The 26548-nt window shown below is 58.3% G+C and carries 22 protein-coding genes; 10 read left to right on the plus strand and 12 right to left on the minus strand.

The window, feature by feature from the left end; all coding sequences use genetic code 11:
• The 3 genes from AD948_RS03385 to AD948_RS03395 form a co-directional block, all read left to right on the plus strand.
• On the plus strand, positions 1–417 hold a 417-nt coding region (locus AD948_RS03385), incomplete at its 5' end, for a LysR substrate-binding domain-containing protein (RefSeq protein ID WP_248845906.1).
• A gap of 554 nt (positions 418–971) precedes the next feature.
• Positions 972–1403, plus strand: a complete 432-nt coding sequence (locus AD948_RS03390) for a VOC family protein (RefSeq protein ID WP_061470715.1) — start codon at positions 972–974, stop codon at positions 1401–1403.
• A 179-nt stretch (positions 1404–1582) separates the two neighbouring features.
• A complete protein-coding gene (locus AD948_RS03395; RefSeq protein ID WP_061470716.1) occupies positions 1583–2413 on the plus strand; it encodes a sulfotransferase family protein in 831 nt (276 codons plus the stop codon).
• Here AD948_RS03395 and AD948_RS18495 read toward each other — a convergent pair.
• From AD948_RS18495 to glyA, 3 genes are all read right to left on the minus strand, one after another.
• Positions 2403–3407 carry a helix-turn-helix transcriptional regulator gene (locus AD948_RS18495; RefSeq protein ID WP_061470717.1) on the minus strand — a complete coding sequence of 335 codons (1005 nt, stop codon included), beginning with the start codon at positions 3405–3407 and terminating at the stop codon, positions 2403–2405. The two genes, AD948_RS03395 and AD948_RS18495, sit on opposite strands and share 11 nt — an antisense overlap.
• A gap of 40 nt (positions 3408–3447) precedes the next feature.
• A complete protein-coding gene (locus AD948_RS03405) occupies positions 3448–3966 on the minus strand; it encodes a hypothetical protein (RefSeq protein WP_061470718.1) in 519 nt (172 codons plus the stop codon).
• Positions 3967–4384: 418 nt separating this feature from the next.
• Entirely contained in the window at positions 4385–5674 is a 1290-nt protein-coding gene (glyA, locus tag AD948_RS03410; RefSeq protein WP_061470719.1) for a serine hydroxymethyltransferase, read from the minus strand.
• Positions 5675–5860: 186 nt separating this feature from the next.
• Between glyA and AD948_RS03415 the strand changes: the two genes are divergently transcribed.
• From AD948_RS03415 to AD948_RS03425, 3 genes are all read left to right on the plus strand, one after another.
• Positions 5861–7318 (plus strand): amino acid permease, encoded by a 1458-nt coding sequence (locus tag AD948_RS03415; RefSeq protein WP_061470720.1) that lies wholly within the window; start codon positions 5861–5863, stop codon positions 7316–7318.
• 140 nt (positions 7319–7458) lie between these two features.
• Positions 7459–8463 carry a porphobilinogen synthase gene (gene hemB / locus AD948_RS03420; RefSeq protein ID WP_006558734.1) on the plus strand — a complete coding sequence of 335 codons (1005 nt, stop codon included), beginning with the start codon at positions 7459–7461 and terminating at the stop codon, positions 8461–8463.
• A gap of 148 nt (positions 8464–8611) precedes the next feature.
• Complete coding sequence (locus AD948_RS03425; protein ID WP_061470721.1) at positions 8612–9367, plus strand: arginyltransferase; 756 nt, start codon at positions 8612–8614, stop codon at positions 9365–9367.
• 278 nt (positions 9368–9645) lie between these two features.
• On the opposite strand, the gene parC is transcribed toward AD948_RS03425, so the two are convergent.
• A complete protein-coding gene (gene parC, locus AD948_RS03430) occupies positions 9646–11853 on the minus strand; it encodes a DNA topoisomerase IV subunit A (protein WP_039904451.1) in 2208 nt (735 codons plus the stop codon).
• Between the two features lie 160 nt (positions 11854–12013).
• On the opposite strand from parC, the gene AD948_RS03435 reads away from it, so the two are divergent.
• The gene (locus AD948_RS03435) at positions 12014–12976 is read left to right on the plus strand and encodes an alpha/beta hydrolase (protein WP_061470722.1); all 963 of its coding nucleotides are present in this window, start codon (positions 12014–12016) and stop codon (positions 12974–12976) included.
• Positions 12977–13051: 75 nt separating this feature from the next.
• Here the strand turns inward: AD948_RS03435 and recO are convergent, their stop codons facing one another.
• The 8 genes from recO to dnaE form a co-directional block, all read right to left on the minus strand.
• The gene (recO, locus tag AD948_RS03440; RefSeq protein WP_061470723.1) at positions 13052–13885 is read right to left on the minus strand and encodes a DNA repair protein RecO; all 834 of its coding nucleotides are present in this window, start codon (positions 13883–13885) and stop codon (positions 13052–13054) included.
• A gap of 19 nt (positions 13886–13904) precedes the next feature.
• Complete coding sequence (tsf, locus tag AD948_RS03445) at positions 13905–14810, minus strand: translation elongation factor Ts (RefSeq protein ID WP_039904455.1); 906 nt, start codon at positions 14808–14810, stop codon at positions 13905–13907.
• 124 nt (positions 14811–14934) lie between these two features.
• Positions 14935–15732 carry a 30S ribosomal protein S2 gene (gene rpsB, locus AD948_RS03450; protein ID WP_039904457.1) on the minus strand — a complete coding sequence of 266 codons (798 nt, stop codon included), beginning with the start codon at positions 15730–15732 and terminating at the stop codon, positions 14935–14937.
• Positions 15733–15892: 160 nt separating this feature from the next.
• Positions 15893–16996 carry an aromatic ring-hydroxylating dioxygenase subunit alpha gene (locus AD948_RS03455; RefSeq protein WP_045542748.1) on the minus strand — a complete coding sequence of 368 codons (1104 nt, stop codon included), beginning with the start codon at positions 16994–16996 and terminating at the stop codon, positions 15893–15895.
• A gap of 322 nt (positions 16997–17318) precedes the next feature.
• Entirely contained in the window at positions 17319–17696 is a 378-nt protein-coding gene (locus AD948_RS03460; RefSeq protein ID WP_006558743.1) for a hypothetical protein, read from the minus strand.
• Positions 17697–17891: 195 nt separating this feature from the next.
• On the minus strand, positions 17892–18701 hold the full coding sequence (locus tag AD948_RS03465; protein WP_061470724.1) for an aminotransferase class IV: 810 nt from the start codon (positions 18699–18701) through the stop codon (positions 17892–17894).
• On the minus strand, positions 18698–20110 hold the full coding sequence (gene pabB, locus AD948_RS03470; protein ID WP_061470725.1) for an aminodeoxychorismate synthase component I: 1413 nt from the start codon (positions 20108–20110) through the stop codon (positions 18698–18700). The genes AD948_RS03465 and pabB overlap by 4 nt, the downstream gene beginning before the upstream one ends.
• Before the next feature lie 183 nt (positions 20111–20293).
• Complete coding sequence (dnaE, locus tag AD948_RS03475; protein WP_045542745.1) at positions 20294–23713, minus strand: DNA polymerase III subunit alpha; 3420 nt, start codon at positions 23711–23713, stop codon at positions 20294–20296.
• A gap of 358 nt (positions 23714–24071) precedes the next feature.
• On the opposite strand from dnaE, the gene AD948_RS03485 reads away from it, so the two are divergent.
• The 3 genes from AD948_RS03485 (at position 24072) to AD948_RS03495 (ending at position 26457) form a co-directional block, all read left to right on the plus strand.
• Positions 24072–25127 carry an aldo/keto reductase gene (locus tag AD948_RS03485; protein WP_061470732.1) on the plus strand — a complete coding sequence of 352 codons (1056 nt, stop codon included), beginning with the start codon at positions 24072–24074 and terminating at the stop codon, positions 25125–25127.
• Positions 25128–25217: 90 nt separating this feature from the next.
• The gene (gene panC / locus AD948_RS03490) at positions 25218–26057 is read left to right on the plus strand and encodes a pantoate--beta-alanine ligase (protein WP_061470728.1); all 840 of its coding nucleotides are present in this window, start codon (positions 25218–25220) and stop codon (positions 26055–26057) included.
• A 49-nt stretch (positions 26058–26106) separates the two neighbouring features.
• Positions 26107–26457 (plus strand): RidA family protein, encoded by a 351-nt coding sequence (locus AD948_RS03495; protein WP_061470730.1) that lies wholly within the window; start codon positions 26107–26109, stop codon positions 26455–26457.
• Positions 26458–26548 lie beyond the last annotated feature (91 nt).

The raw sequence follows: 26548 nt of genomic DNA on the forward strand, positions 1-26548 counted from the left end.
GTGCCACACCCCCTTGCCTCCCCGGCTGATCTGACCGCTTTCCCCAGTCTTGATCTACACACCACGCCGGGAGCGCATTCGTGGTTGTTGGAAAGTCAGGACGGACAGACCGCCACCGTTTTTCACGAACCCCGACTGGTAACGGACGACATGGCGGTACTGCGTGAAGCCGCCCTGACAGGCACCGGCATTGTGCAACTGCCCACCATCATGATCTGGCAGGATATTGAAGCCGGGCGGCTTGTGCGCGTCATCCCCGGTTGGAGCCCACGGGCTGGCATTGTGCACGCCGTTTTTCCCTCCCGTCGTGGTCTAGTGCCAGCCGTGCGTGCCCTGCTGGATTTTCTGGCGCAGGAATGCAGTATCCAGCGGAACCTTGCTACCGAAGCATTCACAAAATCATCTTCTGAAATCTGATTATTTCAATACCATCTACAGAGATATATTCAAAAATAACCATACTTTGTCTTGCGTTTTCTCTTGCACGTAACTGCGTTTCCTTCTTCCGTCCATATCACGGCTTCTCTGTCACACAGCCCACCTTCGCACCATGGAAACGTCCCAGCCCCCTCACCCCCCGCTTTTTAAACACTCCTGAAGACACGCCGCCACGCCCAAAAACTTCGGAAAGAGAAAAGGAGGGCGGATAACTTCTGGAACCCGCAGCATCTATCAAGCGCCCACTATGCTTGCTTCAACACCAGAAAGCCTTGCCGTCGTTTCTTGCGGCCTGCTCAAGCGCCCTTGCATCATGGGGGCTGACACAGGGGTTTCCTACCCCCTGACTCCCCCAGCTAAAAACAGAACAGATCTCCCCAAACGCTTGTTAAAGACATGCGTTACAGCCGGAAAAGGTACAGCCGCAGCCAGTGTGACTGATGCTTTACCGAGAAAAAGGGAGGGCTCCGCGCCCTTTTTGCCACTTTGCCACGGACTTTCACAACACAAACGCACTGTTAAAGGACGGACAAATGACAGCCCCCAATACCGCCCTGACAATTACCGGCCTCCTTGAAACGTCGCTTTATGTGGATGACATGGCCCGCGCTGTTCTGTTTTACGAACAGGTGCTCCATCTGCCCTGCATGCAGCGCGGCGAGGTATTGAGTGTGTTTGATGCTGGGCGTCAGGGGGTTCTGCTTCTCTTCAAACGCGGCGCATCAAAAGCGGACAGACCCAACAGCCATGGCGTTGTGCCGGGGCATGATGGTTCAGGCCCCCTGCACATGGCCTTCGCCATTCCTGCAGAAAGCTACCAACCATGGCTGCACCATCTGCAAACCGAAGGCGTTCCCTTCCGGGGTGAAATGACATGGCCCGCAGGCGGCCGAAGCCTGTATTTTGAAGACCCCGACGGCCACCTTCTGGAATTTGCCACCCCCGGCCTGTGGCCCAATTATTAAACGTGTCGGGCAGTAGGAATTTTCTCTCCGGACGCTCCCTTACAGCACGGTGACGCCACGTCATCACCCGGAATCTGGCCCGGAAGCCGCCACTTTCCGCAGTGTCAAAAAACGGATTGGGGTACTGAAATCCTTTTTTCGGGAAGACGACGTGACGGTTTTGGGGTGACGTCACGGGCATGTCAAACGCCCTTCCTTCCGTTCATGTCATCTCCGGGTTACCCCGGTCCGGGTCAACGCTGCTTGCGGCACTTCTGCGGCAGAACCCTTATGTAAAAACCGCAGCCCACAACACGCCTGTCGCCCCCATGCTCATCCGCATGATGTCTCTTATGAGTGAGGGGGAATATCAGCCCGCGTTTACTCAAAGCCAATGGCAGAACATCATGCGCGGTGTGTTGCAAACCTATCTTGACCCAGAAGCCAAAAACCCATTCCTGATCGACATCAATCGGGATTGGAGTGCACATGCAGGGCTTCTGACAACCCTTTACCCGCAAGCAAAAATCATTTGTTGTGTGCGAGACCCCGTGTGGATTCTCAACTCGTTCGAGCATCTGATCACCCGTGATCCTCTACTGGGTTCTAAACTTGTACCCATGGCCCACCGCGCCACCCAGCATGACCGCATTGACTATCTGGCCTCACGCGAGGGGGCCTTTGGCTACGCATGGCGGTTGCTGAACGAGGTATTTTTCGGCCCCTACGCGCACCACGTCATTGTTGTGGAGTATGACCGGCTTGTGGCCTCTCCCAGCGGTGTCATGAACCATTTGGAACGTCTGCTCGGGCTGCCGCCCTTTTCCTATGATTTCCGGCATATTGCCCCAGCGGACACCACAACATTTGACGCTGCCCTCAACACACCGGGCCTGCATAGCGTCCACCCGCGTGTGGAGCCCACCCAGAAACGGCTAATCCTGCCGCCTCATGTTGTCGAGCGCATGGCGCACCAGACGTTCTGGCGTGAGCCGGGTTTGAACACGGGTGGCGCTGTGGTTATCGCCTGAGGCGCGAGGACTGTCGAATATCTGAGGGATTGAGCCCGAACTGTTTACGGAAAGCGGCTGTAAAATGACCGGGGTTTGAGTATCCCATGCGGAGCGCAATCCCAAGGATGGACTCCTCATCACTCAGAAGTAGCCGATACGCCTCCTGCATGCGTTCCTTCTGAAAAAAGGCGTACACACTGGTTCCAAAAAGCATGCGGAAGGACCGTTGCAGGCGGGACACGCTCATCCCCGCCTGTCGGGCGAGTTTATCCAGACGAGGCGGTGCGGCAAGATCCGCCAGCAGCATGTCACGAATATCATTCAGCCTGCGTATATCCTGCCTGGATAAGGAGGTATCAGACGCTTCCCCCTGAAACATTTGTTCCAGCAGCAGCCCCATGAAAGACAAACTCTGCCCCAGCATCTGTAACTGGCTGCCCGGTCGCTCGCCTTCACCTGTGCTGCCTGTGCTGCCTGTGCTGCCTGTGCTGCCTGTGCTGCCGACAGCACGCAATCCGTTTGCAAAAGCAAGAAGTTGCCGCCCACCCCTGATCTGATTGAAATAGTGCCCTGACCGTAGTTTTTGATCGAGGCACGCTGCATCTTCTGCAGACAGGTCAGCCAGAACCGAAGGGCTGAGGGCAATGGTCACACCAGCGCCCATCCCCGCCGTTTTGGTAAAATCAATCCGACACCCCGGACGATAGGCGATGTACGCATCATGCAGACCGCCATCCGTTTCGTAATGTGTCAGACCATCACGGCACCGGGCTTCAAGATGGGCTTTGCCACCCGTGTAGGCTCCAAAATAGATCAGATCATCATCATGCCTGACCGAGTAACTGAAATCATGCTCGGTGCGAGCATCCCAATAAAGAATACGGATGCCGGTCTGAAGTGCAACCAAACGCGTATAAGCATTAAGCCGCACAAGGGCCGGAAGCGCCGTATCCGGGGCTCCACCTTCATAGACAGTCTGGGCCGAGATGGTCTTGGGGCGTTCCGCCGTCATGATAGGGACACTTTCACGTGGAGAACTGGCATTTTTCTGCTCACCATTTGAACCGCATCCCGGCAATGACAGCCGCAGTTCCCACATCGCTACCTGTATTGGTTTCCCGATGCCCGGCAAACATGCTGACGGTCAGATCCATTCCCGGCACACCTTTCACGGGATAGGCGGCGGTCACTGTCCGGCCTGTCTCCAGTGGCATGAAGCTGCGGTTACTCTGCTCGAAAGTCACTGCGCCAAAACGGTTCAACCCGGCAGGGGGCTCCGGCTGCAAGGAAAACGCTGGGGCTGTTATGAAATACTCTTTCCCCACCGGCTTCATCTGGCTGGTGTTGGGCACAGACATATCCGTCTTGGGCGCGGAAGACCTGAGATTTTCTGTTCTGGAGCCGGACTGGCGCGTGGAAGACGAGGCCGGTGCGGCATGGGCCATGATGCAGGCCACAGGCATCAGCAGAACTGTCAGGCCAATTCCGCAACATTGCCGCTGACGACCAGATCTGTCAGGATGATGAATGGTGAAGATGCTCTCTGGAAAAGAGAGGAATATCGCGCTCATTGCGTCGCTCCGCACTGTAACATGCGTGCAACAAACAGCAGAAAAACGCTTTTCAGCAAATCAACAAATAAAACAGTTAAACTATAGATGTTACAAATAGTTATTCCGGAACGGTTATAATCTGGATATTTTATCTCAATGAAACGAAATGATACAAATACTGTTTCTACAATACACTATATTCGCCTCTATAGTCTTCGGCCCACACGGTAACGCACGAAGAGGGTCCTGTTGGCAGGCCATGAAGCTGCACTCACGTTTGCGGCCTCAGGGCGATGAGGGCTGGCCCTACCCGATCCCACTCCTGCTCAGGTATGACAGACGAGGCACCGGGGCGAGTGCTTTCCCCGCCCAAAACAAAAAAAAGGGGCAGACCGCAGCCTGCCCCTTCTTGCCGTTTTGTAAAACGAAGACCGTCTTATTTGGAATAGATCGGGAAACGGGCGCACAGGGCTTTAACGCGTTCATGCACGGCGTTTTCCACTTCCGCGTTGCCTTCTCCGCCAGAAGCGGCAAGGGCCGTCAGCACTTCGTCAATCATTTCGCCCACTTCACGGAACTCGGCTTCACGGAAACCGCGGGCTGTAGCAGCGGGGCTGCCCAGACGCACGCCAGAGGTAATGGCGGGTTTTTCCGGATCAAACGGAATGGCATTCTTGTTGGCGGTAATGCCAGCGCGTTCCAGAGCCTGCTCGGCGGCCTTGCCGGTCACTTTCTTGGGGCGCAGGTCAACCAGAAGCAGGTGAGAATCCGTGCCGCCGGTCACGATATCAAACCCGCGTTCCACCAGTACTTCTGCCAGAACGTTCGCGTTCTTCTGAACAGCTTTCTGGTATTCCTTGAATTCCGGACGCAGGGCTTCCCCAAACGCCACGGCCTTGCCCGCAATCACATGCATCAGCGGGCCACCCTGCAAGCCAGGGAACACGGCGGAGTTGATCTTCTTGGCCAGCGCCTCGTTATTGGTCAGGATCAGGCCGCCACGCGGGCCACGCAAAGTTTTGTGCGTGGTGGATGTCACGACATCCGCATACTCAATCGGGTTGGGATAAAGACCAGCAGCGACCAGACCAGCGAAATGCGCCATGTCCACCATCAGCGCCGCGCCAACTTCATCAGCAATGCGGCGGAAGCGGGCAAAATCAATAATGCGCGGGTAAGCAGACCCACCGGCAACAATCAGGGTCGGTTTGCTTTCCCGAACCAGCTGTTCCATTTCGTCATAGTCCAGCAGGCCATCCTGACGGCGCACACCGTACTGCACGGCATTGAACCATTTGCCGGAATAGTTGGGGGCCGCACCGTGGGTCAGGTGGCCACCAGCAGCCAGGCTCATACCAACAACGGTATCGCCCGGTTTGGCCAGCGCCATGAAAGCGGCCTGGTTGGCGTTTGCGCCAGAATGCGGCTGCACGTTGGCAAATCCTGCGCCAAACAGGGTCTTGGCGCGCTCAATGGCCAGCACCTCAACCTTGTCCACTTCAGAACAGCCACCGTAATAGCGGCGCCCGGGATAGCCTTCCGCGTATTTGTTGGTCAGCACACTGCCCTGAGCCTGCAACACGGCTTCAGAAACCATGTTCTCGCTGGCAATCAGCTCAATGCCGTCCTGCTGGCGTTTCAGCTCACTGGCCAGAGCGGCCGCAACGTCCGGATCAATTTCTGTAACCGGTGCGTGAAAAAAACGATCCAGATCCGTCTGGCTCATCAGGAGCTCCCTTGAATTTCATCACTTCGCCCGGCACGGGTACCGCCCGGATGGACCCCGCGCCAGTTCATTACGTTCAAAACACATCTTGCTAAGACGTGCACACTAGCCTCTCTATAGGGCAGAGAAGGCTACCACGGCGCTCTCTTACCGTTTTTGCCGTGGTTCTGACAGGAGAAAAATTTAATGACGCAAAGGCCTGCTTCTTCCGCAGCCTCGGCTTTTACCCGCTGTATGCCCTTGAACAAGCTGGAATCCACACAAGGCCTTAAAAGGGTTCTGGGCCCCGGCAGTCTGGTTGCGCTGGGTGTGGGCGCCACCATCGGGGCAGGTCTGTTTTCCCTCACTGGTATTGCGGCATCTGAAAATGCAGGCCCGGCCGTTGTTATTTCCTTTTTGATTGCCGCTATCGCATGCGGATTCGCAGGCCTGTGCTACAGTGAACTGGCCAGCATGATCCCCATTGCCGGCAGCGCCTACACCTATGCGTACGTTACGCTAGGCGAACTGATGGCATGGATCATCGGGTGGGATCTTGTGCTGGAATACGCGGTAGGCGCTGCCACTGTGGCGGTAAGCTGGTCACGCTACGTTGTCTCCCTGCTGGAGTCGTGGGGGCTGGCACTACCACCCCGGCTGACAGCTTCTCCCTTTGAAACGATTCAACTGGCTGATGGCTCCACCGTAACAGGGCTGATGAACCTTCCGGCCACCTTTATCATCTGTCTGGTGTCCTGGATCCTTATTCGCGGTATTTCACAGTCCGCGCAGGTCAATGCCGTTATTGTCACCATCAAGCTGCTGGTGATTGCCGCCTTCATCGGGTTTGGCATTTCCTACATCAACCCGTCCAACTACCACCCGTTCATTCCCCCCAATGATGGCACATTCGGCCATTATGGCTGGTCTGGCATCATGCGCGCCGCCGGCACCATCTTCTTTGCCTATGTGGGGTTTGATGCCGTCTCCACCACGGCGCAGGAAACCAAAAACCCGGCGCGGGACATGCCAATCGGCATTCTGGGCAGCCTGCTGGTGTGCTCTCTGGCCTATATTGCGTTCTCCTTCGTCATGACCGGGCTGGTGAACTACAAGGACATGCTGGGTGATGCCGCCCCCGTGGCCACCGCCATCAACCGCACGCCCTACCAGTGGCTGCAACTGGCGGTAAAAATCGGCATTATCTGCGGGTTTACCTCCGTGCTGCTGGGCATGCTTCTGGGCCAGAGCCGCGTGTTCTTCGCCATGTCCCGTGATGGGCTTCTGCCCCCCATGTTCAGCAAAACCCACCCACGGTATCAGACCCCCTGGCTCTCCAACCTGTTCTTCATGGTGCTCACCTGCCTGCTCAGCGCTTTTCTGCCCATTTCAGAACTAGGGCACATGACGTCCATCGGCACCCTGCTGGCCTTTGTGCTGGTATGTGCGGGCGTGATGGTCCTGCGGCGCAAATCCCCTGACGCCCCGCGCGCCTTCCGTGTGCCGGGCGGGGATATTGTGCCGGTTCTGGGCATTCTGAGCTGCGGTGCCGTCATGGTTTCCCTGGACAAACTGACATGGATCCGTCTGGTGGTGTGGCTGGCCATCGGCATGGTCATCTATCTGGGATACGGGCGTTACCGTAGCGTTCTGGCACGGTCCTGATACGCGCTGGGCGGGGTTGCATAACGCGGCAGGGAGAGCATACTCCGCCCTGCCGTTCACCCCGTTGGCCCTGCCTGTATTCGGTCGCACTCTCCTTGCCCGGCCGTATCAGAGCGCCGACACGCTAGGAGATTCCGCCCATGAAGGCCGGTCGCTTCCCTCTGGCCCGCCCCCGTCGCAACCGTTTTGACGATTTCACCCGTCGGCTGGTTGCAGAAACCTCTTTGGGCATCAACAACCTGATCTGGCCTATCTTCTTCACGGAAGGCACAAACACCGTGACAGAAGTAGCCTCCATGCCCGGCGTGCATCGCGTTACGCTGGACCGCTTGGCCGCCCACGTTGAACCGGCAGCCAAACTGGGCATTCCCGCTGTGGCGCTGTTTCCCGTCACCCCTATGGAGGTGCGGGATGCAGAAGGTACGGAAGCCCTGAACCCGGATAACCTGATGTGCCGGGCCGCCCGCCTGCTGAAAAAGGAATTCCCCAATGTGGGGCTGATCGGGGATGTGGCGCTGGACCCCTACACCAGCCACGGCCATGATGGCGTGATCCGCGATGGGTATGTGGTGAATGAGGAATCCGTCACCATTCTGACGCAACAGACCATCAATCAGGCCGCTGCGGGTGTAGATATCATCGCCCCGTCTGACATGATGGATGGCCGCATTGGCACCATGCGCGTGGCGCTGGATGAAGCCGGGCTGCTGAACACCCGTATCATGTCCTATGCCGCCAAATACGCCAGTGCCTTCTACGGCCCGTTCCGTGATGCGCTGGGTTCTGGCGGTATGCTGAAGGGTGACAAGAAAACCTATCAGATGGACCCCGCCAACAGTGATGAAGCCCTCCGCGAAGTGGAGATGGATATTGCTGAAGGCGCAGATATGGTCATGGTCAAACCCGGCATGCCGTATCTGGACATCATCCGCCGCGTGCGGGACACATTTGCCGTGCCCACCTATGCCTATCAGGTGTCTGGCGAGTATGCGATGCTGATGGCCGCCATCCGTAATGGCTGGCTGGACCATGAACGCGCCGTGATGGAAAGCCTTCTGGCCTTCCGCCGTGCGGGTGCCAACGGCATTCTGACTTACTTTGCGGTTGAAGCCGCAGAACGGATCAAACAGACCTACGGCGTCTGATCCGTTTTTATTTCACGTCAAGGTTAAACCCTGCGCACTCTGTTGGTGTTGAAACAGAGTGCGCGTCGGGCCAGCATGCTGTTACACTTGTCCGGCAGGCTGTTAGGCGGCGCCCCAGCCCGCTCCAATCTTTGCCGGACAGGATGATATGGTTTCCTCGCTGCGACATCCGCAGTTTTTCTACACCACAGCACCGCAGCCGTGCCCCTATCTGCCGGGGCAGATGGAGCGGAAGGTTATTGCTGATCTGAATGTGCCTGCGGCAGATGCCCTGCACAGCCGCCTCTCCCGCGTGGGGTTCAGGCGCAGCCACACACTGGCCTATGCCCCCGTATGCGCCACCTGCGCCGCCTGTATTCCCATCCGCCTGCCTGTTGCGCGCTTTACGCCAGACCGCACGCAAAAACGCACCCTGCGCCGCAATGCTGATCTGACCGCTACCTGCACCGCCCCCAAGGCGACGGAAGAACAGTATGATCTGTTTACCCGTTACCAGAGCGCCCGCCACGCAGAAGGCGACATGGCCGACATGAATGCCGAAGAATATCGCGGCATGATTGAGGACACGACGGTACAGACCATGGTGGTGGAATTCCGGGATACCACCCGCCAGCTTCTGGCCGTCAGCCTTGTCGACCAACTAGAGGATGGTCTTTCAGCCGTTTACAGTTTTTATGAACCCGCGGCACCCCACCGCTCCCTGGGCAGCTTTGCCATTCTGGCCCTGATCCGTGAAACGGAGCGGCTGGGACTACCTTATCTGTATCTGGGCTACTGGGTGCAGAAAAGCCGGAAGATGTCCTACAAATCCCGCTACCACCCTGCCGAAATTCTCAGTCAGGGCACATGGCACACGCTTGACCCGGACAACCCGCCGCCAGAAGAACGACGAGAACCAGAATAAAACGAGTGTAAAAAAACCTGTCGCGTCAGCCGGACAGATTTTTGCGGGGCGAAACACCTAAATCGCACTCGGCCAGCACCGTAGCGGCTGCGTGCGTTGGATCTCCGCCCCGCTATAACGCACGGTGAAGGCTATCGTCGTCCAGATGCGCGGCCCACACGCTTCGACATCCGCTTTTCAGCTTCAAAACGTTCTATCTGGCCCTTATGTGCTGACTATTCAGACTGCACTGAGGAACACGACCAGGGGATGACTGTTCTGCCATACCCCTTACCCGCTCAGGCCTTTTTCAGAGCCCAGGCGGGAGCGTTTTTGCCTACCGCAGCACGTTTGCCCACCCATTCCTGCAAATCAGCAAACTGGCGAACGCGCACGGCACCGGGCCAGAGCAGCCCATCCGTGGAGGAGAACACCATGGCCTGCCGCAGGCCGCCATCTGCATATTTCTGCAACGCCACGCCCAGCCCCCGGCCCATGACGGGCAACTGCTCAGCCGGGAAAATCAGGAAGCGGCGATTATCGCCTAACACAGCAACCTGATCACCCTCCGCCGGGCTGCAAATCTTGGCGTATTCGCCTTCCTTCAGGTTCAGCACCTGACGGCCAGAGCGTTTTTCGGCCACCATGCTGTCTTCTTCCACCAGCATGCCGCGCCCTGCGCTGGATGCCACAAGCCGTTTTGCCCCTTCCTTGACTGCAAAAACCGCTATCAGATCTTCATCATTACCCAGATCAAACAGCAGGCGCACCGGCTGGCCATCACCACGGCCACGCGGCAGATCCGCCCCCTTGAGGGTAAAGGCCCGCCCGTCCGTGCCAAAGAAGCACAGTTTGTCTGTCGTCTGGCAGGGCACCGCCAGTTTCAGACCATCGCCTTCCTTGAACTTCTGGTTTTCCAGATCAATGGCATGCCCTTTGATAGCACGCACCCACCCTTTCTGAGACAGGATCAGGGTAATGGGTTCGCGCTCCACCGTTTCCACCACGGAGATATCAACCGGCTTGGGCGCGGACAGCAGCGTGCTGCGGCGCTGCCCCAGTGCACCGGCCCCAAACTGTTTGACCATGCCATCCAGTTCGCGGCCAATGCGGGACCAGCGCAGTTTTTCATCACCCAGCAGCTTGAGTAGATCATCCCGCTCAGCGGAAAGCTTGTCATACTCCTTGCGGATTTCGAGCTCTTCCAGCTTGCGCAGGCTACGCAGGCGCATGTTGAGCACCGCCTCGGCCTGCATATCCGTAAGCGTGAACGTGCTGATCAGACAGGCCTTAGCGTCATCCTCTTCCCGGATAATACGGATCACCTCATCCAGATTGAGATACACTGCCAGGAAGCCGCTGAGAATTTCCAGCCGCCGCTCCACAGCGTCCAGACGGTGGCGGGTGCGACGTTCCAGAACCTCGTGCCGGTGGTCCAGCCACGCCTGCAGCACATCCTTCAGGCCCAGCACACCGGGGGCACGGTCTGCGCCCAGCACGTTCATGTTCAGGCCAAACCTGCTTTCAAGCTGCGTGGCCCGGAACATGGTTTCCATCAGCACTTCTGGTTCGATCCCGCGGGTTTTGGGCTCCAGAATCAGCCGGATCACATCCGTGCTTTCATCCCGGATATCCCCCAGCAGCGGCAGCTTTTTCTGCTCCAGCAGGTCAGCCACCTGCTCGATCAGGCGTGATTTCTGCACCTGATACGGAATTTCCGTAACAATGATCTGCCACGTGCCAAACCGGCCCTGCTCCACTTCCCAGCGGGCACGCATGCGGAAGCTGCCGCGCCCGGTCTCATAGGCTTTCAGAATGGCGTCGGAATCTTCAACAATCAGACCACCGGTGGGGAAATCCGGGCCCGGCATCAGCTTCAGCAGGTCTTCCGTGGTGCTCTGGGGCTTGCGTACCAGCAAGGCAGCAGCAGCGCACACTTCCGCCGCGTTGTGCGGGGGAATACTGGTGGCCATACCCACCGCAATACCGGATGCCCCATTGGCCAGCAGGTTCGGGAAGGCCGCCGGAAGCACAACCGGCTCCTGCTCCTCTCCATCATAGGTGGGGCGGAAATCCACGGCATCGTTTTCAATGCCATCCAGCAGCGCGCGGGCAACTTCAGTCAGCCGGGCCTCAGTGTATCGCATGGCCGCAGCGTTATCGCCGTCAATCGAGCCAAAATTGCCCTGACCTTCCACCAGCGGGTAGCGGGCGGCAAAATCCTGCGCCAGACGCACGAGCGCTTCATAAACAGAGGCATCGCCATGGGGGTGGAACTTACCAATCACATCCCCCACCACGCGGGCGCACTTCTTGAAGCCCGCCGAGGGGTCCAGCTTCAACTGGTGCATGGCATACACCAACCGCCGGTGCACCGGCTTCAACCCATCACGCACATCCGGCAGAGAGCGGGACATGATAGTGGACAGCGCATAGGCCAGATACCGTTCGCTCAGCGCATCCGCCAGCTTGGTCTCTTCCACATGGCCTTCAAACGTCTCGCTCATTTCCTGCTCCCCGGACACTGTGCAGGCTCTCGCCCGCCTGGACACATAGCGTTGCTTGCCCTTTTGTTCCAGCCCTCAGCAAAGAGTCGGAAAAGGTGATAGGCTTTCTTTGGCCTGTGCCGCCGGTTTCTTCCCCACCGCTTTTTCTTGAGGACACCCCATGCCCCGGCTTACGCGCAGAACGGTTCTGACAGGCACAGCCTCCTGCGTGATCGCCAGAAGCCGCGCGCGGGCTGAAACGCCTGCGCCCCCCCTTCTCTCCCTGCCCGATGCAACGGTGCTTCCCTTATGGCCCACCACACCGCCCGGCGGAGGCGGCCCGGACAATCACACGCCACATCTTTCCCCCACCGGCTCTCTGACAGACATTTCCGACCCTGTGCTTCAGATCTACCGTCCGGCCCGCCCCAATGGCGCGGCCATGATCGTAGCGGCAGGGGGAGGATATCAGCACATCACGCAACGCAAGGAAGCCACGCCTGCCACACGCTGGCTGCAAAAACTTGGCATAACCGTAGGGGTGCTCACTTACCGGCTACCAGAAGAAGGATGGCATGCGGCGTCCCTCGCGCCCTTTCAGGACGCCCAACGCGCCATACGGCTGCTCCGCACCCATGCCCGCCAGTATGGCATTGACCCTGACCGCATTGGTATTCTGGGATTTTCTGCCGGAGGACATTTGCTGGGGTTATGCGCCACCCGCCCTGATTGGCAGACCTACTCCCCCACGGATACCGCAGACACCGCCCCCGTCAAGGTAGCGCTGGCCCTCCTCGCCTATCCCATCATTTCTCTGGAACCGCCATATAACCATACGCATACAAGCCGCACATTACTCGGCCCGCACCCAACGCAGGCAGATGCGCGGGCATGGTCCATTCCCCCTTACATACGGCACGGCAGCCCGCCGTTCTTTCTGGTTCAAGCAGCGGATGACCCGATTGCCGCCCCGGGCCAGACAGCCCTGTTAGAGCAAGCGTGTCAGCAGAATGCCGTGCCTGTCACCCGGCACCTTTTTGCCACCGGTGGTCATGGCTTCGGGCTAGGCCGCCCCGGCACCCCAACCCTTACATGGCCCCATCTGGCGGAACAGTTCCTGCACGAGCAGTCATTCATCAGTTAACATCCAGAAACTGCTGAAGGAGGCGTTATGAGAGAACGGGGGCTTATTCCCCTGCGGGAGTGATCTTCATTCCCCTCACTCGGAAGGGTCAGCACTTTTTTCGGGCGGCTGATCATGCTCAACAAGCGCCTCCGCCTTTTCTTCGGCATCGGCCAGACGCGCCACACGCTCTTCCAGCCGTTCCCGCGCTGCGGGCATGGGTCTATGGCGTTGCCCGTAGGCGTCCCGCGCCAAAAAATAACTGGTCAGACGGAGGCCAGCCAACCAGTCCTGCTTCGTGCCGGTCTCTTCATCAGACAGCAGAAACGCCGGGAGCGGCAGCAGGCGGTCTTTCCACTCCCCGGCACCCTCTTCCGTCACGGCCTTGCCCGTGCGCGGGGAAACATAGGCCAGTCCCTCCGTCGCCCCTGTCACCGCGCAACGGGAGAGATCCAGCCCGAACCCCAGATCGGCCAGAAGCGCCAGTTCCCACCGCACAACATGCGGCAACCCTTCCTGTTCGGACACGGCAGGGTCCATTCCCAGAAAAGTCAGCAATTTCAGAGTATGGGCAAACAGAACCGGGCAAGGCTCGCCTTCTGGCAGGGCCGTATCAGCCAAAACGCACACAGACTGCATCATGGACAAAGCCAGCGGCGCATCCAGCAGCCGAAAACCACACCCGTACAGCATTTCGCCAGACAGGCGGGGCATGGTGCCTGCGCTGCGGGTCTGAAACCGGGTTTTCACCACATTGCCCGGTTGCCACAGCGCACTCCCTGCACGGGAGCGTGCGCCGTACGCCACGCCATGCACCAGACCATTCTCTTCGGTCAGCACATGCACGCGGGCGTTGACCTCCCCCAACGGGAAGGCAGAAAGCACAAGGGCGGGAGCCTCCCTATCCTGGGAAGTCCCGCCCTGTTGCATTAGTCAGGTTCGCCTGAAATCAGACGCCAGAGACTTTCGCTACTTCAGCAGCAAAGTCATCGGCTTCTTTTTCAATGCCTTCACCCAGCTGGAAGCGGTCAAAGCCAACCAGCTTCACGCCAGCTTTTTCCAGCACGTTCTTCACGCGGGTTTCGCCATCATGCACCCACACCTGTTCCAGAAGAACAACTTCTTCATAGAACTTGCGGATACGGCCTTCGATCATCTTTTCGATGATCGCTTCCGGCTTACCAGAAGCGCGAGCCTGTTCAACCAGAACAGCGCGTTCACGCTCAACTTCTTCCGGGTCCAGGCTGGTCACATCCAGAGAGGACGGACGGGTAGCAGCAACATGCATGCCAACCTGACGGCCAAGCTGTTCAATGGCATCATCAGCCGTGGGGGCTTCAATGGCAGCCAGAACACCAATCTTGCCCAGGCCCGGACGCAGCGCGCCGTGCACATAGGTTGCCACAACGCCAGACGGCACCGTGAACACACGGGCGCGACGCAGGGACATGTTTTCGCCAATGGTGGCAATCAGGTGCGTCAGTTCATCAGCAACCGTGCGGCCGGTTTCCAGTGTAGCGGCCTTGATGGCTTCCAGATCTTCGCCAACCTTCAGGGCAACCTTGGCAACGCTTTCCACAAAGTTCTGGAAGGCTTCGTTACGGGCCACAAAGTCGGTTTCGGCGTTCACCTCAACCATGGAGGCTTTCTTGTCTTCAGACGCAACGCCTACCAGACCTTCAGCAGCGGTACGGCCGGACTTCTTGGCAGCAGCAGCCAGACCTTTGGTGCGCAGCCAGTCAATGGCGCCTTCAATTTCACCATTGGCTTCGTTCAGCGCTTTTTTGCAGTCCATCATGCCTGCGCCGGTCTTTTCGCGCAGTTCCTTCACCAGTGCAGCGGTAATAGCCGCCATATCTGTCACTCCTTAAAAACCGGAACGCGCCCGTGTAGGGGCGCGCACCGGGCTGTTTGTGCCTGCGCGCAGGCACCCATCTCATCTGAAACAGGCGGGCAAAAGGCCCGCCTGTCAGTCAACTTCAGTTTGCAGCCGGAGCCGGAGCTTCAGCAGCAGGAGCTGCTTCCGTTTCCAGAGCCGGATCAATCGGCAGCTCTTCAGCAGCACCGAAATCCTGGCCAGAAGCGCCGAGTTCAGCGGAAATCCCGTCCAGAACAGCGGAGGACACCAGATCACAGTACAGGGAGATCGCGCGGATGGCGTCATCATTCCCCGGAATCGGGAAGGTCACGCCCTTCGGATCAGAGTTGCTGTCCAGAATGGCCACAACCGGAATACCCAGCTTGTTGGCTTCTTCAACAGCCAGCTTTTCCTTGTTGGTGTCGATGATGAACAGGATATCGGGCAGGCCGCCCATTTCCTTGATACCACCCAGGGAGCGTTCCAGCTTGTCGCGGTCGCGGGTCATATCAAGAATTTCTTTCTTGGTCAGACCGGCCGTGCCGCCGTCCAGCATTTCTTCAATCTGGCGCAGACGCTTGATGGAACCTGTGATGGTCTTCCAGTTGGTGAGCATACCGCCCAGCCAACGGTGGTTCACATAATACTGGCCACACCGCTTGGCGGCTTCAGCAATCGGTTCAGCTGCGGCGCGCTTGGTGCCAACAAACAGAACGCGGCCACCACCGGCAACAGTGTTGCGGATTGCCTGCAGGGCGCGGTCAAGCAGGCCAACGGTCTGCTGCAGGTCAATGATGTGAACCTGGTTGCGCACGCCGAACAGATACGGCTCCATGCGCGGGTTCCACCGGCGGGTGTGGTGACCAAAGTGAACGCCAGCTTCCAGAAGCTGACGGAGTGTGAAATCAGGCATCGCCATGGGGCGTTTTTCCTACCATTCTGGTTAATCCTCCGCGAAGCACTGCCCTGCGTGAACAGGACACCAGAGGGTGAAGGCTTCGCGTGCGTCGTCCCGGCCTGGGCCAAGCGATGCCGATATGGCGGTTTTCGCTGGCCCATGCAAGGCAAAAAGTGTGTTTTCAGCCCTTTTTCAGCGGTCTGGCTGCCTTGTTGGGCACGCCCCCACGGGCCAGCAGAGCCCGCAGCGCCTTAACAATGGGGAACACTTCCACATTGTGGTCCCCACCCAGTTCACGCCATGCTTTCTGCTCAAGCTCCACAATCTCGCGGTCTTCTTCAAAGATACGGTGCGTGAACAGCCCCAGCGCGGGCCATGCCAGATCAAGCAGAAAACCCCATTTGGGTTTCTTGACAGACAACAGACCAAACGCCTGCGTGCCCTGCTGGTCAGACCCCAGCGGCACGTAACAGGCCCATAGATCCATGATCAGATCGCCGTCCTTGTCATGAATTTTCAGGGTCTGATACGGGTAGGTGGTGCGGATGGACACCACTTCCTCCACCGGCTGCTCCCGCCCCTCCAGATCGTGGTGCTTGCCAAAAATCAGGGCTTCGGCCAGCGGCTGGTTGCCGCCCTTGCGGGCAAAGCTGTAACGGGCTTCCAGAAAGTTCTCGCCCTTGTCCTGCCCCAGAAAACGCGCCGTGATGGAGCCCATCTGGCGGCGGTGCAGAAACTGATGATTCATGTCCATCAGGTTTTCATGCATGAAGGTGTAGTGGCATTTCAGACGCGGGCCGAACTGGCGCGTCTTGTATTCCGGATTCCCTACCTGCGCGATATCCGGCACCGGCACAGTCTCGGCCAGAGCGGGATCTCCGGGGAAAATGAAAATCAGGCCCGCCTTTTCCCGGCACGGATACGCCCGCACGGGCCGCCCCACATCCGAACGGTTCAGGTATGGCACGGTCACGCATTTGCCTGCGCGGTCAAACGCCCAGCCATGATAACAGCACTTGATGCAGTCGCCTTCCACCAGCCCTTTGCTCAAGGGTACCTGACGATGCGCGCAACGGTCTTCCAGTGCATAAACCGGCCCTTTTTCCGGGCGGATCAGCGCAATGGGGTGGCCAGCATAGCGGGTGGGAAAAGCCTTGCCCGGACGCACCTTGTGCGCCCACGCCACCGGGTACCAGAAATTCGGATTACTATCGATCTGCCGAAGATCATATTCCGGCGCTTCAGCCTGTTGAGCCGTTTCACTCCGAGAAGCTTCCACCAGCATGGCGTGCCCGTCCTTTCCCATGACCAGAGGCTGCTGTTCGGTGCGAACACAACCTCACACAATTCCTGCATGTTACGATTGAGCCTGTGGTTGCCATCATACAACCCCGGCCTCTGCATGCCAGATTAGCCCATGAAGAAGAGGCGTGCCTATCACGTCACGCAAAAAAGCTGCCTTGCCGTCCCGCAGGGCAAGCCCATATGCAGAACGGAAACGGCAGCCTGTCTGGCAGGAAATACGGGAAACACTCGAAACTCCGCCCGCAGGTGGGAACAGCTTCCAAAAGAAGCCTACCCCCCCTCCTTAACAGTGGAGCGTGCCCTCAGTTCTGTGGCTGAGTTTCGGTATGTGGGGGCGTTGGCCGCTGGCGGCTATATTTGCCGTTCTGATACTTGCCGGGCTGATAGGCGTGCGGTGGCGTGGTGGATTGCTTGTTGCTTTCCGTTGTGCCCGCAGGTTTGTCATTGGGCGGAGGCTGGGTGCCCGGCTGTTCGGCCTCCGTGCGCGGGTTGGTCCAGAGTTTTTTGGAAGGATCAATCCGTTTGCCGTTTTTATCCACCGCTGCCGGAGGCGGTTTGCCAACCTGTGAAGCTGCGGAATCAGCCGTAGGCGGCTTGCTGCTGTCGTCCTGGGCCAGAGCAAATGCCGGGGCTGTAATAAGCGCTGCTCCCAGCAGAAGCGAATGTAAGCGGATAGCCATGGTTGGTCTCTCTGTGCTGCTGTTATAATAGACAACTCTCCTGACCTAACTGACCAGTTTTACAGAAGTTCCTTTGAAAAGATGTTTTCTCCTGAAAGCATGGTTTAAAAATCCTCAGCATCCAAGGCCATTGTCGCAAACAGGATCATGCCCTTTGACTCTCGGCTTGCAACGGAACCACTCCGTACCCTTGTATCAATCCTGAGCCACATCCAGCGCTGCGCATAATGTGCGCAAACCAGAAGAACAGCGCGCCATTTCTTGCCCATTGAGCAAAGAAACCACCCGCAGCCCCAGACTATTAACCAGATAGAGTGCGGTCGCCTGCTGCAAACGTGCTTGCTCCACCTTTTCTTCCGTCATCAGGCCCGTCTGTAACAGCACGCCGCGCGCTACCCCCGGCAACGCCCCCTCCGCCACAGACGGCGTGACAAATTTTTCCTGTTCCTGAAGCACCAACGTGCTGACGGTGGTTTCCGCCACGCGCCCCTGCACGTTCAGAAGCAACGCGTCCTCATACCCGGCCCGTTCTGCCTCCTGCCGTGCCAGAATATTGGGCAGATAATTCAGACTTTTGATACGGCTCAACGGAGATTGCTCATCCCGCCGCACCAACTGGCTGGTCATGACCGAGACGGACGCGACACGCGCTGTACCTGCTGCAACGGTCATGAAAACAGTCGGCCGAACATCCTGCGGTGGGGCAAGGCCACGCGGCCCTACGCCCCGTGTCACCGTAAGGCGTGCTGAGCCGTTTTGCAGCCGTGTTGCTGCCAGAAGCGCTTTTGCAGCCTGCGCGACCTCCTCGCCTGAAGGGACGGGCAGAGCCAGCACGGCACTTCCCTCCTGCAGACGCTGCATGTGCCTGTCCAGATGCAGAAGGTTTCCGTTCTTGACACGTATTGTTTCAAACAGGCCGTCTCCCAGCGTCAGCCCTCTGTCCGCCAGACTCACATGGGCCTGCGCGGCCTCACACACCTGCCCGTTCAGCCAGACAAACGTCATGCCGCACCACCAAACAAGGAAAAGAAGGGAGCCAACTTCAAGCGCATTTCCTCATATTCCTTTTCAGGATCGGAAAGAATGGTAATCCCCCCACCCGATGCCAGCATCAGGCGGTCTGCCACGCGCGTAACCGTGCGGATAATGACGGAACTTTCCATCCTGCCCTCCACCCCGATGCAGAACACGCTGCCGCAATATGCTCCACGTGGAGAGGCTTCCAGTTCTTCTATAATTTCCATGGCTCTATGTTTGGGCGCGCCGGTCACAGACCCCGGCGGCAGGGTGGCTTGCAGCAGATCAAACACATCCCGCCCCGCGGCCAACTCCCCCCGCACTTCAGACACCAGATGATGCACATGGGCAAAGCGTTCCACCGCCAGAAACTCCGGCACGCTCATGCTCCCTACCCGCGCCACCCGCCCGATATCATGACGCATCAGATCCACAATCATCAGGTTCTCAGCACGCTCTTTTTCATCCTGCGCCAGAGCGGCGGCAAAAGCGCTGTCCTCCTCTGGCGTGCGCCCGCGTGGGGCCGTGCCCTTGATAGGGCGGGACGAAACGCCCCGTTGCGCGTTCACCTGCAAAAACTGCTCTGGCGATGTGGAATGCAGCGCATAGCCACCCCCGCACCCAAGATACGCCCCAAAAGGTGCCGGAGCATGCTGACGCAGCGCCAGATAAAGCGCCACATTTGAAAAATCTTCTGGAAAATGGCTGCCATATCGGCCTGTGATGTTCACCTGAAAAATATCACCTGCCGCAATGTAATCCCGCGCCCGCGCCACCGCCGCGCAATAGGACTCTCGTGGCTGATCCGGCACAAACGTGACGGCTGGCAACGGCGCACGGGCAGCAGAAACCGCAGGCAGAGCATGCCAGGCTGTTACATGCGCCCGCCATGGTTCGGAGGCTGGAGCGCCCTCCGTTTCATTGGTGAATAACCCGGTAATAAAGGCGCGTCTTTCAAGACGATCCCACAGAAATGCGTGATCATAAAACCCGGCGGCAAAATCCGGTTCATCTGAAACAGGATCATCCACCCTGATCTGTTCCAGAACCTGCCCTAGCCCATACCCTGCAAAACCAATCCATCCGCCATGAAACGGCAGGGCATAAGTGCCCGTTTCGTTGTCCACCCGCATGGCGGCAGGCATGATGCGCCTCAGCCGGGCGAAGAGATCGGAGGGTGTAAAGGGAACAGCAGGTTCGGCATCCTGAATAATCAGACCATTTTTCACGCTCAGAACATGGCGTGGCGCCGTGCAGAAAATCTGCCAGCGACTTCTGTCCACCACCGGACCACCGCTATCCAGAAACGCGCACCATGGAGCCTCTCCCCATGCGGCGAAAACCGTTTCCGGCTCCCGCCATGGCACTTCACGCGCCCATACACGCACGCTCTTCATGCTGTCTTCGGGCTCCTGTGCGAAAAATCATAAAAAGCGCCTGAGGAGGAGATCAACGTTCGGTCCTCTCTGCCGCAGGCTCGCTGTCTTTCGCGCCTGTTCTCTCACCTGAAAGGCGTGGTGCGTTCGCCCAACACGCCGCGCTATAAACAGAGAGCCCCGACCCCATTTTTCTGTCTGGCGTCACACCTGCTCGACACGGGAAATACCCGGTAGCGTCTTCAGTTTTTGGCCAAGCAGAGGGGTCACGCGGTAGCCACCTTTCAAGCGCACTTCCACATCACAGGTTTCATCCAGTCCCGGCATCAACACAATGCGGCCGGGGCCACCGCGCTGTTCGTTCAGCAGGGCGCTCAGTTGGGCCAGCGCATCTTCCCGCTCCACCCACACGCGCATTTCGCTTGCACCCTGTGCCGCGGCCTGCTCCAGTTCCATAATATCACTGGCCGTAATGCGCAGGGCTTCGCCTTCCAGTTTCAGATCCGCTTTGACCAGAACCGCCGTGCCCGGCACTAGACTTTCCCGCACCCGACTGAGCACTTCAGAAAACACGGTCACTTCACACCCGCCGGAAGCATCAGACAGGCGCACCCATGCCATCTTGTTGCCTGTACGCGTGGGGCGTTCTTTCTTGTCCACCACACATCCGGCAATGCTGACACGCCCTACCCCGGCCTCCGCCGCAGACAGAAGAGCTGACGATTTTGTTGCCCCCAACCGGCGCAGAACCGGGCCATAGGCGTCTAGCGGGTGGGCTGTCATGTGAAAGCCAATGGCTTCCGCTTCCATGGCCAGCCGTTCAAACTCCGGCCAGTCGGAACCATCCACCATGCGCAGGGGCTCCACGTCCCCACCGCCGCCAAACAGGCCAATCTGGCCGGACGCCGCTTCCTGCGCCTGACTTTGCGCCCGCCGCAAAATGGTATCAGCAGAGCGGTACACACGCGCCCGGTTTTTATCCAGACACTCAAAGGCCCCCGCTTTGGCCAGATTTTCCATCTGCATGCGGTTGATCTGCTTCGGGTCCACCCGTGTGGCAAAATCCGTTATGTCCTTGAACGGTTTGTTGCCCCGTGCGGCAACAAGCGCCTCCATAGCGCTAAACCCCACCTTCTTGATGGCAGCCAGCGCGTAGCGAATACCGTTGGTACCATCAGGCAATGTCTCAACCGAGAAATCGGCTTCCGATTTATTGACATCCGGCGGCAGCACCTTGATGCCCATGCGCTCGGCTTCCTGCCGCAGGGCCGCCAGTTTTTCCGTGCGTTCCCGCGCAAGGGACATACAGCCAGCAAGGAAGGCAACAGGGTGGTTAGCCTTCATCCACGCTGTTTGGTAGGAAACAAGCGCGTATGCTGCCGCATGTGATTTGTTAAAGCCGTAGTCAGCAAATTTTGCCATGAGGTCAAACACCTCAACGGCTTTGTCACGGTCAATGCCGCGTTTTACGGCCCCTTCTGTAAAGATCTCGCGCTGCGTATCCATTTCCGCACGGATCTTCTTACCCATGGCGCGGCGCAGAAGGTCAGCACCGCCAAGGCTGTAGCCCGCCATTTTCTGGGCAATCTGCATCACCTGTTCCTGATAGACCATAATGCCATAGGTCTCTTCAAGAATATCGCGGATTTCCTCATGCGGGGGCTCCCACGCCTCCCCATGTTTCCGGCGGCAGTAATCGGGAATGTTCGCCATCGGCCCCGGACGATACAGCGCCACGGCGGCAATCAGGTCTTCCAGCCGGGTAGGACGCATCTGTTTGAGAACGTCGCGCATACCCGCGCCTTCAAACTGGAACACGCCTGCGGTGTCACCCTTGCTGAGCATTTCATACGTTGCAGGGTCATTCAGCGGAATGCGGCTGAGATCAACCTCAATGCCCATTTTCTTGAGGAAACCAACGCCCCTTTGCAAAATGGTCAGGGTTGTCAGGCCCAGAAAGTCGAACTTGACCAGCCCGGCCTGTTCAACAAACTTCATGTTATACTGGGTAACCAGCATGTCACTCTTCGGGTCTCGGTAGAGTGGCACCAGTTCCACCAGTGGGCGGTCACCAATCACAACACCTGCGGCGTGTGTACTGGCGTGGCGGAAAAGCCCTTCAATCTGCTGGCCAATTTCCAGAAGCCTGCGCAGCGATTCATCGCTTTCACGCATCTCCTGCAATTTGGGCTCGCCCGCTATGGCTTCCTTCAGGGTAACAGGTTTGGCGGGGTTGTTGGGAATCAGTTCCGCAACGCGGTTGACCATGCCATATGGCAGCCCCAGCACACGCCCCACGTCACGCACCGCAGCACGGGCCTGCAATTTTCCGAACGTGATGATCTGCGCCACACGGTCCGCCCCGTATTCACGCCGCACATAGGCTATCACCTCGTCTCGCCGGTCCTGACAGAAGTCGATATCAAAGTCAGGCATGGACACACGTTCAGGATTCAGAAACCGTTCGAACAGCAGATTGAACGGCAGCGGATCAATATCTGTGATGGTCAACGCCCATGCGGCCAGAGAACCTGCACCCGACCCACGCCCCGGCCCCACCGGGATATCATGCGCCTTCCCCCACTGAATGAAGTCCGCAACGATCATGAAGTAACCGGGGAACCCCATCTTGGAGATAATATCCAGCTCAAACGCCAGACGATCGCTATATTTCTTGCGGGTTTCCTCATCCACGTTCATGCCCGCAAGGCGTTTTTCCAGCCCTTCCCACGCCATGGCGCGCAGGGTTTCATCTTCCGTAGCCCCTTCACGCACCTTGGGGCAGATAGGCAGCAGCGGCTTGCGCGTTTCCACCTTCACGGCGCAGCGGCGGGCAATTTCCAGCGTGTTGTCACAGGCATCCGGCAGATCGGCAAACAGTTCCCGCATGACGGCAGGCGGCTTGAACCAATGCTCCGGCGTCACGCGCCAGCGGTCACGCTCGGCCATGGTGCGGCCCTGCGCAATACAGATCAGCGCATCATGGGCTTCATACATTTCCGGCTTGGGGAAGAAACATTCGTTGGTCGCCACCAGCGGCAGGCCAAACTGATTGGCCAGAGCCAGAACGCCGGGCTCCACGGCCTTTTCAATAGCAAGATTGTGGCGGTGCAGTTCCACAATCAGCCGATCATCAAACGCTTCATGCATCTGCGCCAGCCAGCGTTCGGCCTCTTCCTTCTGCCCTTCCGCCAGCATCTGGAACAGCGGCCCCCGTGTGCCGCCCGTAAACAGCATCAGCCCTTCCGATTTCTCGAAAAGTGTCTCCAACTGCACAGTCGGGTCAGACGGATCAGATTCCTTGAACCCTTCGGAGGAGAGAAACTGAAGGTTGGTCAGCCCCACCTCGTTCTGGGCCAGAAGCACAATGGGCTCCGCCGGGCTGCCGGGTTTGTCATTTCGGGATGGCAGACCAACCTGACAGCCAATAATGGGCTGTATGCCGGATTTGGTGCAGTACTGCGAAAATTCCAACGCCCCGAACAGATTGCCCGAATCCGTAATAGCCACGGCGGGCATCTGCATGTCTTTCGCCATCCCCGCCAGTTCTGGCACACGAATGGCCCCCTGACTGAGGGAGTAAGCGGAATGAACACGGAGATGGACAAAATCAGCGTAAGACATCCTTTGGTCCTACCACAGCCCGCCCGAAATCTCACCTCTTGCAGGCCCCTATTTGGCACCCCATGCGCCCTCTTTTTTATGCGTGCGGAAACCACGCTGAAGGGGAGATACCTGCGCCATTCCCCATGCGCTTCTCCTCCCGGCGCGGCATCGCCCGCTTATAGTCCTCCGTGACCGTGCGGGCTGACACAGCGGCCACAGAAAACAGAGCCAGCCCACTTTCTCCCGCCCTTGCAAGCTCTGCGGAGCAGCCATTCATCAGGCTCAAAAACCCGTGTGTTACGCTGTCCTGCCCTTGCCATGGCACGCCCCCTCCCCAAGGGTATAGGCTTACAAAAACGTGACGGAGTACAAAAACGTGCAATATCGTCAGCTAGGCCGTTCCGGTCTGCTTGTGTCCGCCTTCACACTGGGAACCATGACCTTTGGCGGAAAAGGGGCCTTCGCCAAGACCGGCAACACCGATGTAAAAGGTGCCTCCCGCCAGATTGACCAATGTCTGGATGCCGGGATCAACATGTTTGATACGGCGGACATCTATTCCTCGGGCGAATCAGAAACCATTCTGGGGCAGGCGCTCAAGGGCCGCACCAAGGAAGCGCTGGTAACCACCAAGGCCCGCTTCCGCACCGATGATGGACCGAATGGAGAGGGTTCCTCCCGCTATCATCTGATTGCCGCCTGTGAAGCCAGCCTGAAACGGCTGGGGCGTGATCACATTGATCTCTACTACCTGCATGAGTGGGATGGCATCACCCCGCTGGACGAAACGCTGGAAGCGCTGGATACGCTAACAAAAGCTGGCAAGATCCGCTACGCTGGTGTTTCAAACTTCTCCGGCTGGCATCTGATGAAGGCGCTCTCCATTGCTGAGCAGAACCGCCTGATCGCCCCGGTGGCCCAGCAGATTCACTATACCCTGCAAGCGCGTGAAGCTGAGTATGAACTGCTGCCCATAGCGGTGGATAAATCCATTGGCGTGCAGGTCTGGAGCCCGCTGGCCGGGGGGCTTCTCTCGGGCAAATATCGGCGCAACAAGCCCATGCCAGAAGGGCGGCAGCTTGAAAACTGGGGCGAACCCCCGGTGCATGACAAGGAAAAGCTGTTTGATATTGTAGAAGTGCTGGTGGCTGTGGGGGAAGAACTGGGTGTTTCCGCCGCGCAGGTGGCACTGGCCTGGACCATGCATCGCCCGGCCATAACATCCGTGGTTATTGGCGCCCGCACGGATGAACAGCTTGCAGATAACCTGAAAGCTGCCAGCCTCACGCTTTCTGAAGATCAGATCAAGCGGCTGGATGAAGCCAGCAAACCGCCGCTGCTTTATCCTTACTGGCATCAGGCCAGCACTGCTGCTGCCCGCCTGAGCCCTGCCGACCGCCTGCTTCTGGCGCCTTTTACAGAAAAGCCGTAAAACGCACGCATTGCGGGCCAACACGGGGTATGGAAAGCACGCCATCCTGCCCCGTGGCGGCCTTTTTCTTTTGTTCATCAGGACGCATTAATGAAGCTTGTCAAAACCAGACAGGAACTGGCTGATATTGTCACACAATGGCACCGTGCGGGCGAAACCATTGGCGTGGTGCCCACCATGGGCTCCCTGCATGCGGGCCATCTTGCCTTGGTCAAGGCGCTGGATGGCAAGGCCACCCGGCGTATTGTGACCATTTTTGTAAACCCCATCCAGTTCAACAACCCGGATGATTTTCACCTCTACCCCCGTGGGTTGGAGGCTGATGCTGCATTGCTGGAAGAAACGGGGGGCGTGGATATACTCTACGCGCCAGACGAGACACAGATTTACGCCCCCGGCTTTTCAACCCGCGTGGTTGTTTCCGGGCTGGACGCCATGCTGTGTGGGGGGGACCGGCCAGGCCATTTTGATGGCGTAGCCACCATTGTCACCAAACTGTTCATGCAAACCCGTGCAGATATCGCCGCTTTTGGCGAAAAAGATTTTCAGCAGCTCTGCATTGTGCGCCGTCTGGTGCAGGATCTGGATCTGCCTGTCTCCATTCTGCCCGTGCCCACCGTGCGTGAGGCTGACCAGCTTGCTCTTTCGTCCCGCAACAGGCGGCTAACGCCTGTTCAGCGGGCCCGCGCCGCCCACCTGCCCGCCAGCCTGCACACATGCATTGCAGAACTGAAGGCAGGGAAAAATTCGGAAACCTGCCTGAAAACCTGCTGGCAGGATCTGGAAGAAACAGGCTTCACGGTGCATTACCTTGAACTGCGCTCCAGTAAAAATCTACAGGCCACACAGCCATCAGACCCTTCTGCGCGCCTGTTTGTGGCTGCAAGCCTTGGCGATGTGCGGCTGATTGATAACATGCCCCTGTGCTGAGCCAATTCTGTTCCAGCCACCCCAAACCCCACCAAGAAAGCCCTTATTCATGACCATTACACGCCTTGAGCCCGAAGAACGCCTGACGGGTGCCGTTATTTACAACGGCCTTGTGCATCTGGCCGGACAGGTAGCCGATGATGCCTCGCTGGATGCCGAAGGCCAGATGGCCGATATTCTGCGGCAGGTGGACGCCCTGCTGGCCAAGGCTGGCACGGATAAAAGCCGCCTGCTTTCTGTTCAGATCTTTCTGGCTGACATGAGCGATATGGCCGCCATGAACCGCGCCTGGGATGCATGGCTTGACCGCAACAACAAACCGGCCCGCGCAACTGTGGAAGCCAAACTGGCCAACCCCGCATGGCGCGTGGAACTGACAGGCATCGCCGCCCTGCGCTAAGCAGCAGGACCGAAAGGGGGCGGCTTTTCTGAAAGCTGCCTCCACGCTCTGCAACCGCAACCGCAACCGCAACCGCAACCGCAACCGCAAC

Source organism: Acetobacter senegalensis (assembly GCF_001580995.1).
In the GTDB taxonomy this organism is placed as follows: Bacteria; Pseudomonadota; Alphaproteobacteria; order Acetobacterales; family Acetobacteraceae; genus Acetobacter; species Acetobacter senegalensis.